Here is a 12,919-nt window from a genome sequence, read left to right as displayed (position 1 = left end):
TCGTCATGTCAGTCCCTGGGCGAGTCGAGTCCGTGCTCGGCGAGGAAGCTCAGCACGGCGCGGTCACTTCTCTCCCTCGCCGTCCGGTTCGCCCGCCAGGGCTCGCGCGGCCGTGACGTCGGCGTCGTCCCAGCCCCAATGCCCGGGGTCGTCCTGCCGCCTGGCCTGCTCGTCGATCCACCGGTTGTGGGTCTCCCAGGCCGCCTGCTTGCTGGTCCCCAGGGCGGCGCCGATCTGGGCCCACGATGCCCCGGCCCGGCGTGCCGAACGGACGGACAACTGACGGCCGTAGCCGGCCTTCCGCGCGACCACCTCGCCGAGCGCGAGCATCTCCAGCGTCTCGGCACGCGTCAGCGGCACCGCGCCGGCCGCGCCGTCGTCGTGGTCATCCGGTGCCGCGAGCGCATCGCGCGTCCTCAATGCCTCGTAGCGAGCGACAGCGGTCAGCAGCGTGAATTGACCTTCGAGGTCGTCGGGAGTCGCCATGACCCGAGTCTGACGTCAGATCACCTTGACGTCAAGTTCCCCTGACGGCGGGAGGCCTCCCCCGGGCCGCCCGGACGCGGGGTCCTCCTTCGGAAGAGCGGCTGTTGCGCCGGTAGCGTCCGGGCGCGAGATTGAATTCGCGTTTGAACGCGTTGGCGAAGGCGAACTCCGAGCCATATCCCACCTGTTCTGCCACGACGCTCAATGGGGCGTCGGAGTCGCGCAGCAGCCGCATCGCGGTCGTCAACCGCCACCAAGTCAGGTAGGCCAGCGGTGGCCGCCCCACGAGCGCGGTGAACCGACGGGAGAAGGCGGCCCGCGACAGTCCGCGTGCGCACCCAGGCCGGCGACGCTCCAGGGACGCGCGGGATCGCGGTGGATCGCCTCAAGAGCGGTGCTGATGGCCGGGTCGGCGAGCGCCGCCGCCCATCCGGTGGCCCCGCCGCCCGCCGGTTGCTCGGTGAGCCATGCCCGCAGGATGTAGAGCAACAGCGTGTCCAGCAGGGCGGGCACGAGGGCGCCGGTGCCCGGCTGGGGTTCTTCGAGTTCCGCGCCGAGCAGATCGACGGCGGCGCGCAGCCGGGGATGGCGTCCGAGCCGTGCGGGCAGGTGCAGCAGCGGAGGCAGGTCGTTCAGCATCGGGTGAGCGCGAGCGGCGTCGAGTTGGTAGGCCCCGCACAACGTCACCGTGGCCGGGGATCCAGCGCGCGCCCGGCCGGCCGGTGCGGCGGCATATCTGCGTTCGAACCTGACGTCCTCCTGCGGGTCGCAGGTGTGTTCGGCCAAGGGTGTGGTCGGAGCATCGGCCAGGCCGTGCCGGCTCTCGTGCGGAAGGAACACCACGTCGCCGACGGCCAGCGGGAAGGGGGCACCGTCTTCGGGGATGAACCAGCAGGGGCCGCGCAGGACGATCTGAAATCCCGCCGCTCCCGGCACCGTCCGGAACCGCTGTCCCCACGGCACCGACCATTCGACCAGAGCCGATCGCGGCTCACCGGTGCGCATCACGGCGATCACATCGCTCAGCACATCCATCACCGGATCCTAGCGATGGGCCTCACTTCGAAGACGCTCGCTTAAAAATCCGAGATGGACGCGCATTGTCCGTCTCAGGCATCCGCCCTACGGTCGAATCACTCCAAGGTCACCAAGTAGCCGCACCGGTGCGGGGCGAGGGCCTGGTACCGCATCAGACAGGAAGACTCATGACAGCAGAACCCGTACCGGGCCGGCGCGCCAAGAGCCCGAGCGCGTCGATGATGGCGGCGCGCGTCCACGCCTTCGGCGGGCCCGACGTGATCCGCTATGAGCAGGTACCCCGTCCGGACCCGGGACGCGGCGAGGTGCTGGTGCGTGTGGCCGGCGTCGGGTTCAACCCCTCTGACGTCGGCTTCCGCGCCGGCATGATGCAGAACGCCGTCCCGCAGGACCTGCCGTTCACTCTCGGCTCCGAAGCCGCCGGGACAGTCGTCCGGACCGGAGACGGTGTCGAACGCTTCACGATCGGCGACCACGTCGTCGGCCGCCTTGACGAAGGCGGCGCGGCGGCCGAATACCTCACCGCCCCCGCCGCCAGGCTGGTGACTGCTCCTTCCAGGCTCCCGCTCGCCCATGCGGCGGCGATCCCGGTCGCAGGCCTCACGGCCTGGCAGGGGCTGTTCGAGCACGCCCGCATCGAACCGGGCACCCGGATCCTCGTCCACGGCGCGGGCGGCGGCGTCGGCATGTTCGCCGTCCAACTGGCCCGCCATGCCGGTGCGCACGTCATCGCCACCGCCGGCCCCCGCAGCGCCGAACGGGTCCGCGCCTACGGCGCCGAGCAGATCATCGACTACACACGGGGCTCGCCGCTTCAGGTGCTGGACCGCCCGGTGGATCTGGTGTTCAACCTCGTCCCGATACCGCCCGAGGCCGCGGAAGCGCTGTGCCGTGCCGTCCGCCCCGGCGGTTCGATCGTCTCGATCACCATCCCGGTGAAGCCGCCGGCTGGAGCCGGCGTGACGGCCGCGCACTTCATCGCCCGCAACGACCCCGCCCAACTCACCGAACTCATCACCCTTGCCGACAGCGGCATGGTGCGCGTGGACGTCACGGCGGCCCGCCCGCTCACCGAACTGGCGGCGCTGCACCGCGACGCCGAAGCCGGCCGCACAAGCGGCAAGACCGTCCTCATCCCCTGAAAGAGTGCTCTGAGACCACCACCTTCACCCGTCCGGCCGCCCCGGGCCTCCGCCGCCACGCCTACGCGGTCGGCGGTACCGTCCTGGCGACGGCCCTGCTGTGGGCCGCCGCCCGCCGCCTGGGCGTGGAACCTCACGTTGATCCCGGCGACGGACGGCCGGCCCAGGTCGTCGGCCTGCCTCTCACTGCCGGCGTCACGCTTGTCGTCTCCTTGCTCGCCTCAGCGACGCGAGCGGTGCTGGATGGGGGGCAGACCAATGAGCTCAAGGGGCACGGGGCCGGTGTCCCCGGTGAGGAGGATGGCGATCAGGCGGGAAGCGTGTTCACGACCCCTGTTCGGGTTGCCGCTGCTCAGCCGGTCACCGACGGCCGGGATCGGCGCGATGTGATCAGAAGCTCACGTCGATCAGCTTCAGCGCCTCCTCCCTGAGTCCGCCCAGCGTCTGCATGTCGTACGGCGGCTGCGGATCGTATTCGATCGCCAGCTGTACGGCTTGCGCCGTATGCTCCCCCGCGTCCCGGGCGAGCAGCTCCAGCGCCATATCGATGCCCGAGGAGACGCCCGCGGCAGTGACGATCTTCCCGTCGAAGACGACCCGCTCGTTGACCGGCTCGGCGCCCAGCCCAGCCAGGTGCTCGACCCAGCCCCAGTGCGAGGTGGCCCGTTTGCCGGCTAGCAGTCCCGCTGCGGCCAGGACAAAGGCGCCGGAGCAGACCGAGGTCGTCCACGTGGTGTGCTCGTGCGCACTGCCGAGCCAGTCCGTCAGGGCCTTGTCGTTCATCGCGGGCACGGTGCCCGGCCCGCCCGGCACGACGATGACGTCCGGCCGCGGCACCTCCTCGTAGGAAGCCGTGGCCATCAGGGACATCGTGCTCTGATCGTCAATGACGGGACCGGGCTGCCCGGCGACCAACGTGACCGTCCAGCCCGGCGCGAAGGCCAGGGCTGTGTACGGACCAACGACGTCCAGTGCCGTGAAACCTGGATACAGGAGAATGGCAACGTCCATTTTCAGCCTTCGTTCGAACGGAACCGGCGACGGTAGTCACCGGGTGAGACCCGCCAGTGCCGGCGGAAGACTCGGTACAACGTCTCCGGAGCACCCAGACCGGTGAGCCTGGCGACGGTGTCCTGCGAATGATCGGTGGCCTCCAGCAGCCTCCTGGCCGCCTCGGCACGTGAACGTTCCACATAACGGCCGGGAGACAAGCCGCTCTGCTCGGTGAACACCCGCGAGAAGTGCCGCTCGCTCATCCCGGCGCGGTTGGCGAGGGCCGGAACACTCAGGTCCTGGGCCGGGTGCGAGTCGATGTAGGCCAGCAGATCACGCAGCGGTTCACGGGTAGGGGCCCGTACCTCCATCGGTGTGCTGAACTGGCTCTGCCCACCCGGCCGGTGCAGGTAGACCACAAGACCGCGGGCCACGTCCCTGGCCACCTGATGGCCGTGATCCTCCGCCACCAGGGCCAGCGCCAGGTCGATCCCTGCCGTCACTCCGGCTGATGTCCAGATGTTGCCTTCCTTGATATAGATCGGATCGGCGTCAACCTGCACTGCCGGATGCCGCTCGGCCAACTCCCGGGCGGCCAGCCAGTGCGTGGTCGCGCGCTTGCCGTCCAGCAGGCCCGCCTGCGCGAGCAGCAGGGCCCCGTTGCATACCGAGGCGACCCTCCTGGCCTTTCCCGCCAGCCGTACCAGGCCCCTGATCAGGGCGTCGTCGTGCCGTACTTGCGGGACCGACAGGCCGCCCGTGACCAGCAGAGTGTCGATCTCGCCGCCCAGTGAGTCGAGCGTGTGCTCGGCCATCGTGGTGATACCGCCGTGCGCCTTGACCGCGCCTGCGCTGGGTGCGGCCACCTCTACCTGGTAGGCGTCACGACGGAACAGGCTCGCTGTCGCGAACACATCGGCGGGACCGGCCATGTCGAGAAGCTGGAAACCTTCGTGGACCACGATGACGACTCGCACGGCATTCATGCTGGTCGCAGCGGGCTATGGCGTCAACGACAAGAATCTTGCAAATTACGCCATCGCAGCCGAAGGGCGTCCTCTGCAGCCCACGCTCGCGCGGCTCCGGGTGTCGGTAAGACTGGCGCAGCCGGGTACAGGGGTTTGAGTTAGTCCAGGTCGGCAGGGGTTCAGGGAATTTCGCGGTTCGGCTGACGGGCCGGATCTTGTGCGGTCAGTATTGGCCGGGATTTGCGGCGGCCGGTGGAAGGGTGGCCACGGCTTGCGAGAGAGCCGGATGCCGTGGCGCGCACATTGGTCGGGGACGAGCTGACGATGTTGTCGGATCGGCGGGCGCCGACCAAGCCAGCGTTCGCGTTGATGCTGCGCTTCCATGCGCTGCACGGCCGGTTCCCCAAGGACCGGCACGAGTTGCCGGACCAGGCCGTCGGGTATGTAGCGCGGCTAGTGAAGGTCGCCGAGGCGGACCTGAGCCTGTATGAGTGGGACGGCCGGACGAGCAAGGGACACCGCAAGAAGATCCGCGAGTACCTCGGGTTCCGCGAGTGCGGGCTGACCGACTCGGACAAGGCGGCGCTGTGGCTCGCCGCGAACGTATGCGACAAGGAGCGGCATCTCGACCGGGTGCGGGAGGCGCTGCTGGCGCAGCTATGGGAGGAGAAGCTCGAGCAGCCCGCCCCGGACCGGATCCGGCGCATCGTCGGCTCGGCGATCAGCCAGGCGGAGAAGGCCCAGACCGCGCTGATCTGCAACCGAGTATCGAAGGAATCGGTGGTCCGGATGGTCGCGCTGATCGCTCACAGTGCGGACCGGGCGCCGAGGAGGACAGCGACGGCCGGGATGAGGACGCGCTGTTCGACGCGGCGGAGGTGACCGGCGTCGACCTGTTCACCACGATCCGAGAGGAGCCTGGGAACGTAGCGTGAAGACGATCGAGCGGGAGGTGTCCAAGCTCCCGACCACGCTGCGCGTCAATGGCCGCGCCTGTGTCTCGGTGCGGCCGGAGCTGCTCACCCAGCTCGGCCCCGTCGGCAGACCGCCGGGCGCGGCGATCGTGGTGCACGTCGAGCAGGTCTATCCGCACTGCCCGAAGTCGCTGATGCGCGCCAACACCTGGCGGCCGGAGCAGGGGGTGCCTGTCGATGCCCAGCCGACCAGCGCCGAGGTGACTCTGGCGCGACTGGACCAGCCGGGCCCGACCGTCGACCAGGTCGAGGAGGCCGAACGCGAGTCGCTGCGCCTTGCGTTACGAGTGAACGCGGGCTGAGGCCCTCCTCGGGCAGCACATGTGTGATCTGGGTTACCTCCGTTCATGTCTCGCGGGGGCGTTTCGTCCTTGTTGATGAGCGACGAACGGAGACGTCATGAAAGTCCTCATCGCCGGAGCATCCGGCGCGATCGGCAAGCAGCTCGTCACCCAGCTCGTGGAGGGCGGGCACGAGGTCGTCGGAACGACCCGCTCGCCGGCCAAGACCGGCATGCTGCACGCGCTGGGTGCGGAGCCGGTCGTCGTCGACGCGCTCGACCCCGACGCGGTGGCCGACGCGGTCGCCAAGGCCGAGCCGGAGGTGATCGTCCACCAGCTCACCGCGCTGGGCGGGGAGACGAGCATGCGGAACGTGAGTCGGATGGCGGCCGCCACCAACCGGCTGCGCACCGAGGGCACCGACCACCTGCTGTCCGCGGCGCGCGCGGTCGGCGTCCGTACGTTCGTGGCGCAGAGCAACGCCATGTGGATGGAACGCACCGGCGGGCCGGTCGCCGACGAGAACGGCCGGATCGAGCCGCATCCCCCCGAGGACGCCGCCCCGTCGGTGGCCGCACTGCGCCATCTGGAGGACGCGGTCACCGGCATCACCTGGGCCGATGGAATCGTGCTTCGCTACGGTGCCTTCTATGGGCCCGGGACCGGTCTCAGCGCCGCGCCGGACGCGGTCATGACCCGGCAGATCCGCAAGCGCCGGTTCCCGATCGTCGGGGACGGCGGCGGGGTGTGGTCGCTGGTGCACATCGCCGACGCCGCCTCGGCCACGGTCGCGGCCATGGAACGCGGCAGGCCCGGGATCTACCATGTCGCCGACGACGACCCGGTACCGCTGCGCGACTGGCTGCCCCACCTGGCCCGGACGCTCGGCGCCGGACCGCCGCGCCGCGTGCCGGCCTGGCTCGCCCGCCGGCTGGCCGGCGAGGGCGCGGTCGACATGATGACGCGGGCCCGCGGTATCTCCACCGAGCAGACCAAGCGCGAACTGGGCTGGGAGCCGCGGTACCCGAGCTGGCGCACCGGTTTCACCGACGGGATGAGCTGACCTGATATGTCCACCTCCGACCCCTACGTCGATCTGCGGTCGCGGGCCTTCGCCATCGCCTACCAGATGCTCGGCAGCGTCGGCGAAGCCGAAGACGTGATGCAGGAGGCGTTCCTGCGGCTGCACCGCACCCAGCGCGACGGCGAAACGATCGCCTCGCCGCGGGCGTACATCGCCACCTTGGTCACCCGATTGGCCATCGACCAGTGGCGCTCGGCACGGGCCCGGCGGGAGCAGTACGTCGGCGAGTGGCTACCGGAACCGCTGGCCGCCGACCCGTCACCGGGCGAGCACGCCGAGACCGCCGACTCGCTGTCGCTGGCCGTCCTGGTGCTGCTGGAGACCCTGACGCCGCAGCAGCGGGCCGCGTTCCTGCTGCGCGAGGTGTTCGACTACCCCTACACCGAGGTCGCCGAGATCATCGGCACCGACGTGGACACCACGCGGCACCTGGTCGCCCGCGCCCGGCGGCGCGTCCGGGAGCGCCGACCGCGCTACCACGCCACCCGGCAGCAGCAGCGGCGACTGGCCGGACGCTTCTTCGCCGCCGTCGAGCACGGTGACCTGCCGGCGCTCGAGGAGCTGCTGGCACAGGACGTGGCGATGCACGGGGACGGCGGCGGCAGAGTGCCCGCGCTCGGACGGCCCCTCAACGGGCGGCAGCCGGTGGCGCGCGTCCTGGCGGCGATGGCGCCCCTTCTCGCGCGGGCCGGTGGCGTGCGCTTCGACCTCACCAAGGTCAACGGCCAGCCGGGCGCCCTGGTGTTCGACACGCGCGGCCTGCTGGTCGCAGTGATGGCACTGGACATCACCGACGGCCACATCCAGACGATCCATTCCATCGTCAACCCCGACAAGCTGCAGCACTTCGGCCGGGTCGGCAACCTCGGCGACCTGGTGCGCGCCGACCCCGACCCCACCGGCGACGCCTGAACCACCCGCCCCATCGGGCCATCCGCAAGCCGCCGGAGCGCCCTGCGGGCGGCAGCACGCACCCACGAGCGATGCCCGGCGCACGCGCGCCCGGAAAACGCCATCCCTCGATCATCTCGGACGCGACCTGACGGAGCCATGCGGCCACGGCCAGGGGCTGGCAACCGAGATCCCGTTCCCTTTCAGACTCCGAGCACGGTCACGACGCCCGCGCTCAATATCGCCATTGGAGATATCCCTCATGAACCTCGCACTGTGGATCGGCGCCGGACTCCTGGCCGTCGTGGCCCTGGCCGGCGGCATCATCAAGGCGTCCACACCCCGGGAGAAGCTGGCCGCCTCCCCCGGCGGGGAATGGACCCAGAACGCCGGCGCCGGCTCCGTCAAGGCCCTCGGCGCCCTGGAGATCCTGGCCGCCGTGGGGTTGATCCTTCCGGCCGTGGTCGATGTCGCACCGGTCCTGGTGCCGGTGACCGCCCTGTGCTGGATCCTGCTGATGGCCGGCGCGATGATCGTCCACAGCCGCCGCGGCGAGTTCCGGTTCGCCGCCCTGAACCTGCTCTACCTCGCACTCGCGGCGTTCATCGCCTGGGGCCGCCTCGGTCCCGAGTCCTTCGCCGGCTGACCGTTCGCAACGGCCTTCGCACGGTTGAGTTCGGCGAGGCGGAAGCAGACGCCAGGTGGGCGTGGCGGGGCTTGGAGTTCGGCGGCGGTGCCGGCGACGGCGACCAGGCCCTGCACCGCCGCAGCTGGTGGAGTGTCCATCTCTTGCCGTGTGGGTCGAGTGCGCCCATGTGCCGCTCGCCGCTGCTGCGGGGGAACAGGGCCGACCGAAGCTTCGCTGTAACTGTGCTTATTGCATCAGGGGGTGAGGGTCATGAGCGCGAATAGCAGGATGACGGTCGCCGTCCATGCGCTGACCTGGATGGCCCTGGTGCACGGCCGTGGGCGTGACGTGGTCACCTCGGACCAGATTGCCGTGAGTGTGGGCCACCAACCCCGTCGTGATCCGGCGCAGCCTGGCCGATCTGCGGAAGGCGGGGCTGGTGACGGTCCGGCATGGCGTCGGGGCCGGGTGGACGCTGGCGCGCGCCCCGGAGTCCATCGCGCTGCTCGATGTCTTCCGCGCGGTGCACGACGGGCCGCTGTTCGCGCTGCATCACGGCGAACCGAACCAGGCGTGCCCCGCCGGCCGGGGCATCCAGCCCGCGCTGCGCCGTGTCTACGCCGACGTGGAGGAGGCCGTCCGGCGGGAGTTCGCCGGGGTCTCGATCGCGGACGTCCTGCGGGACACCCTGGCCGCCCGCTCCGGCTGAACGGCCGAGCGGGGCCGGCCGACAACACCATCAGGGCAGGGCACATGGACTCCTCCCTGCACCAGCCGCCGCCGCACATACCCGGCGGCGGCGCGGTGGGGCGGATCATCGACCCCGGGGCGACCGGCCTGGCGGACGGGGGCGCGCGTCGTGGCCGGCGGCGGGCTCTGCTGGCGCACCGACGGCACTTGGCGCGAGCAACTGATCGCCGATGCCGACCAGCTAATACCCGTCCCCGACGGAGTGAGCGACGAGCCGCCCGCGCGCTGTTCGCCGGTGCCGGATACAGCACCACCTACCTCGTCCTGACCCGGCTCGCCGGGCTGTAGGCTGGCGGTACCGTCCTGGCGCCGGGCATCGGCGGCACCGAAGGCACGGTGAACATCACCGACCTGATGTGGAAGAACGCCACCGCCTACGGCTACACGTTCACCAGGACCCCGCCGGACGCCGCCTGCGCCGCCCGCGTGACCCTGCTGGAATGGCTGGACGCGGGCCGCATCAACCCCGCCGTCGCCCGCGTGTTCCCGCTGGAGCAGGCGGCCGAAGCGCAGCGTCACCTCATCGAGGATCGGCCCTTCGGCCGCGTCCTGCTCACTCTGGCCCGCTGAACCGGCCGAAAGAAAGCGGAGTCCAAAACGGGCTCGGATCCACCGCCACGGGACACCTTCCGGGCAACCCGGCGACCCAACGATGATCCTCGTCGCCGTACCCGGACTGCTACGGGTCTTCCGGGGTACCGTCGTGCGCCCACCTGTCCGCGACCCCGAGCACCGGTATGCCTGGCCCTCAGTTCGTCCCGGGAGGGGTGCCGGTACCGGTCGGCTCGCTGCCTGCGGGACCGCTCTGCTGGCCGGGGCTGCTACTGGCCTGGCTGGCTGAGGCCTCGGCGCGGACGGCGCGTTCACGTTGGGCTGCGGCGTCGGCGCGGGCGGCCGCGAGGTCGGTTTCGAGTCGGTCGCACAGGGCCTGGCAGGAGGCGAGAGCCCTGTGCGCGGCGGCCTGTTCGGTGGCGGCCTGCTCAGCGGCGGCCTGCAGGTCTTGCTGCCGGTTCTCGGCCGCGTCGGCGCGGGCGGCGGCCTGGCGTCCGTGGCGTATCGCCTCGTCGCGGGCCTGTTCGGCGGCCTCGGCCCTGGTCTGCTGGGCGCGTGTCTCGCCCTGGGCGGTCGCCAGTGCCTCCCGGGCGGCCGCCAGTGCCGCGGTGGTGTGCGCCAGGTCGTCTTGAAGGGCATGCATCCGGTCGGCCTGGGCGCGGGCGGAGGTCTCCATGCGGCGACGTTCCAACTCGTGGGCGTCGCGGGTTTCGCGGAGTTCGGCGGCCTTGGCGTCGCGGGCGGTCTCGGCGGCGGCCTTGGCGTCGCGGGCGGCGTCGCGCGCCTGCTGGTGCGCGGCGACCATCTCGGCGGCGTCGGCGCGGACCTGCTCCAGGGCGGCGCGGTCGCGGGCCGCGGCCTGTTCGGCGCCCCGCTGGGCAGTGCGGGCGGTCTCGGCGGCGGTGACCGCTGTCTCAAGTGCCTGGTCGGCGGCCAGCGCGCGGGCTTCGGCGTCGGCTTCGGCCTGCGCGGCCGCGGTCGCCTCGGCCTCGGCGCGCCGGACCCGGGACAGTGCTCCGTCCTGGGCTGCGGTGAGGAAGTCCGTCAGTGCGGTCAGCTGGTCTTGCAGGGCGCTGATGGCCGTGGGCACCTGCTGGGCGAGCGCCTCGGCCTGGCGGAGCGGTTCGTCGACTGCGGCGGCGTCGGCGGCGCGGCGGTCCCGGCTGGCCTGGTCGGCGTGGGCCTTGCTGCAGTACTTGGGCGGACGGCCACGGCCGCGGGTCGGCAGCGGTTCGGAGCAGCCGGCCAGGGCGCACTCCCCCGCCGCCGGCGCCGGTGCCTCGTCTGCGGCTTCTGTGGTCTCCGCGCCTTCTCCGTCGTCTGCGCCGTCAGCGGCGGGTGCGGCGCCGCTTCCAGCATCGGCCTCGCGGGCGCCCTCGCGTGCAGGCGGTCCCCCGGCCGCCGAGCGCGTTGGGACGGTCGCGCCCGTTGCCGCCGGTGGAGGCGTCGGCTGCTCGGTCACCGGCTCGGTCACCGCGGTGGCGTCGGCGGTGGTGTCCACAGGCTCGTCGGTGGCGCTGTTCTGGCTGCTCGTCTCGCTGCTCACCCCGCAACCGTAGAGGATCTTTTCGCTGCACGCCGCGCGAAACATAAACACGTCACGCGAAACGCTTAACTGGTGTGGGGTTGAGGCTCCGGGATAATGACCCTTATCCTGGTGATCATGGCTCGGGAGCCGCCGAGAGCGATCACCGTCAGGGAGGCGCGCGGCGGCCACGCGCGACACAAGAACACGTCCGTGCGAACCTCGGCTTCGAGGCCGCCGGGCCGACGGGCGCGGCGGGAGACGGAAGGCGGAGACATATGGGCGAGAAGGTGCGACTCTGCAGAGTTTTGTCTAGGAGCTTCGCCACCCCCTGCCAGTTGACTCGTCAGGGCATGTCAGTGACCTAGAGCACACTCTATCCAGTGGAGCTTCTGCCTCCATGCTCGCCGACGGGCTGTGAACGTATAAGCCAATGGCGCCGTAAGGATACTCAATATTCTCTTCTCAAGAAGCACCGCTTAACGCGAAGTTCGCAATTCACTATACCTCACCACACGCCGGCGATGCTATCTTCCGCAATGTTCTTCAGGTGGCGGCCATCTGTGATGGTGACGTTAGATCTGGTTGTTCTCGCTCGCCTCAGAGCATCGCTGTGAAGTTGGCGGCTCGGGTTCTGATCGCTCGGCTGCGGCGTAGGAGGCAGGGTCGCTTTTCCTCTTTGGCCGGAGAGATCCTTTTGGTGCAGGCGCGGTCCTTGCCGTGTGGAGCGGGTCGGTGGTCGTGCTTGAGCGAGTGTCGCTGCGTAAGGTCGGTCAGCAGCCGCACGGTGTAGGCGGTAGCGCCAGTTGCCTGCGGGCTCTTGCGTCCGCGTTCGGCAGTGTCGCGTGCTCTTCACCTTGCCATAAGCGTGTGGCCGCGCTTCGCCGCGAGCCTGATCGTCGGCGCGTCTACCTACCGTCGAGCCACCAGGTGCGATGCCATTGGTCGTCGGGGACGGCCGTGCGGGCCCAGTGCTGGTAGTCGGGGTGCTCGGTGTCGATGCTGAAGGTCAGGTGTGGTTCCCACCAGTATGGCTCGGGGAGCAGCAGTTGGCCGTCACGCAGGCGAACGGCGAAGTCGCGTACCTGTTCCGCCCTCTCCCGGGCGCACAGGTAGGCGCGGGCACGGACGTTGGCGGGATGGTCCGGATTGGAGCGCTCCGCCCATGTTGCTTCGTCGACGGTGGTGGGGAGCAATTCGTCGTACTCGGCGTCGCCGGGGACGACGGTGCGGGCGCCGCAGCCGATGATCCCTTCGTGCTGCACGCTGAACCTTACCAGCAGGGTCCCGTCTGCTTGGCGTATGACCGTCATCAGTGCCTCCGGCGGGTCCAGATGTCAGCGAACCAATGCTGCCCCGCCGCCAGGTGAGAACTCGTGGCCGGGACATGCGGCCTGGTCGGGTCAGCGTACCTGCGGATTGGAACGTTCCCCTCAGGTGCTGGTGCTGCCGCGGCCTTCGTGGCCGCCGTGGCCCTGCGGGTCGTGAGGGGGCACGGGGGGCTCAGTGCGCCGCTGCGCCCGACAGCGCCGGCCGTAGCCCCCCTTTCCGATGTTCCCAGGCCGAATTGTGGGGTGGCTGGCCAGTTCGCCGAGATGGCGCGCGGC

16 protein-coding genes are annotated in these 12,919 nt (G+C 70.5%); 9 read left to right on the top strand and 7 right to left on the bottom strand.

Translation table 11 applies throughout. The features are described from left to right. Positions 1–63: 63 nt before the first annotated feature. From HUT06_RS21670 to HUT06_RS21665, 3 genes are read right to left on the bottom strand one after another with little or no spacing between them, the layout of a single operon-like run. Positions 64–486, bottom strand: a complete 423-nt coding sequence (locus HUT06_RS21670; RefSeq protein ID WP_176197406.1) for a hypothetical protein — start codon at positions 484–486, stop codon at positions 64–66. A gap of 31 nt (positions 487–517) precedes the next feature. After that, complete coding sequence (locus HUT06_RS45650; RefSeq protein ID WP_368406983.1) at positions 518–772, bottom strand: helix-turn-helix transcriptional regulator; 255 nt, start codon at positions 770–772, stop codon at positions 518–520. Continuing rightward, positions 745–1,521, bottom strand: a complete 777-nt coding sequence (locus tag HUT06_RS21665) for a cupin domain-containing protein (protein WP_368406982.1) — start codon at positions 1,519–1,521, stop codon at positions 745–747. Before HUT06_RS21665 ends, HUT06_RS45650 begins: the two co-directional genes overlap by 28 nt. Positions 1,522–1,691: 170 nt before the next feature. Here HUT06_RS21665 and HUT06_RS21660 point away from each other — a divergent pair, with 170 nt between their 5' ends. Next, positions 1,692–2,666 carry an NADP-dependent oxidoreductase gene (locus HUT06_RS21660; protein ID WP_254715310.1) on the top strand — a complete coding sequence of 325 codons (975 nt, stop codon included), beginning with the start codon at positions 1,692–1,694 and terminating at the stop codon, positions 2,664–2,666. Beyond that, positions 2,663–3,097 carry a DUF6069 family protein gene (locus tag HUT06_RS45645; RefSeq protein WP_368407033.1) on the top strand — a complete coding sequence of 145 codons (435 nt, stop codon included), beginning with the start codon at positions 2,663–2,665 and terminating at the stop codon, positions 3,095–3,097. The genes HUT06_RS21660 and HUT06_RS45645 overlap by 4 nt, the downstream gene beginning before the upstream one ends. On the opposite strand, the gene HUT06_RS21655 is transcribed toward HUT06_RS45645, so the two are convergent. Together HUT06_RS21655 and HUT06_RS21650 are read right to left on the bottom strand one after the other, a co-directional pair. Beyond that, positions 3,057–3,677 carry a DJ-1/PfpI family protein gene (locus HUT06_RS21655; protein ID WP_176197405.1) on the bottom strand — a complete coding sequence of 207 codons (621 nt, stop codon included), beginning with the start codon at positions 3,675–3,677 and terminating at the stop codon, positions 3,057–3,059. The genes HUT06_RS45645 and HUT06_RS21655 overlap by 41 nt on opposite strands. 2 nt (positions 3,678–3,679) lie before the next feature. Continuing rightward, on the bottom strand, positions 3,680–4,645 hold the full coding sequence (locus tag HUT06_RS21650; protein ID WP_176197404.1) for a GlxA family transcriptional regulator: 966 nt from the start codon (positions 4,643–4,645) through the stop codon (positions 3,680–3,682). A 285-nt stretch (positions 4,646–4,930) separates the two neighbouring features. On the opposite strand from HUT06_RS21650, the gene HUT06_RS21645 reads away from it, so the two are divergent. From HUT06_RS21645 to HUT06_RS21615, 7 genes are all read left to right on the top strand, one after another. Continuing rightward, complete coding sequence (locus HUT06_RS21645; protein WP_176197403.1) at positions 4,931–5,509, top strand: DUF4158 domain-containing protein; 579 nt, start codon at positions 4,931–4,933, stop codon at positions 5,507–5,509. Positions 5,510–5,558: 49 nt separating this feature from the next. After that, complete coding sequence (locus HUT06_RS21640) at positions 5,559–5,903, top strand: hypothetical protein (RefSeq protein WP_217711383.1); 345 nt, start codon at positions 5,559–5,561, stop codon at positions 5,901–5,903. A 97-nt stretch (positions 5,904–6,000) separates the two neighbouring features. After that, a complete protein-coding gene (locus HUT06_RS21635) occupies positions 6,001–6,945 on the top strand; it encodes an NAD(P)-dependent oxidoreductase (RefSeq protein WP_176197402.1) in 945 nt (314 codons plus the stop codon). A gap of 6 nt (positions 6,946–6,951) precedes the next feature. Further along, complete coding sequence (gene sigJ, locus HUT06_RS21630) at positions 6,952–7,878, top strand: RNA polymerase sigma factor SigJ (RefSeq protein ID WP_176197401.1); 927 nt, start codon at positions 6,952–6,954, stop codon at positions 7,876–7,878. A gap of 241 nt (positions 7,879–8,119) precedes the next feature. Continuing rightward, complete coding sequence (locus HUT06_RS21625; RefSeq protein WP_176197400.1) at positions 8,120–8,503, top strand: DoxX family protein; 384 nt, start codon at positions 8,120–8,122, stop codon at positions 8,501–8,503. 358 nt (positions 8,504–8,861) lie between these two features. Beyond that, a complete protein-coding gene (locus tag HUT06_RS21620) occupies positions 8,862–9,194 on the top strand; it encodes an Rrf2 family transcriptional regulator (RefSeq protein ID WP_254715309.1) in 333 nt (110 codons plus the stop codon). 377 nt (positions 9,195–9,571) lie between these two features. Next, positions 9,572–9,805, top strand: a complete 234-nt coding sequence (locus HUT06_RS21615; RefSeq protein WP_176197399.1) for a zinc-binding dehydrogenase — start codon at positions 9,572–9,574, stop codon at positions 9,803–9,805. A gap of 178 nt (positions 9,806–9,983) precedes the next feature. Here the strand turns inward: HUT06_RS21615 and HUT06_RS21610 are convergent, their stop codons facing one another. Next, on the bottom strand, positions 9,984–11,333 hold the full coding sequence (locus tag HUT06_RS21610) for a hypothetical protein (protein ID WP_176197398.1): 1,350 nt from the start codon (positions 11,331–11,333) through the stop codon (positions 9,984–9,986). A gap of 887 nt (positions 11,334–12,220) precedes the next feature. Next, positions 12,221–12,625: a hypothetical protein gene (locus tag HUT06_RS21605; RefSeq protein ID WP_176197397.1), complete on the bottom strand. Its 405-nt coding sequence runs from the start codon at positions 12,623–12,625 to the stop codon at positions 12,221–12,223. Positions 12,626–12,919 lie beyond the last annotated feature (294 nt).

This window comes from Actinomadura sp. NAK00032, from assembly GCF_013364275.1.
Lineage (GTDB): Bacteria > Actinomycetota > Actinomycetes > Streptosporangiales > Streptosporangiaceae > Spirillospora.
This window is presented reverse-complemented; position numbering and strand designations above follow the sequence as displayed.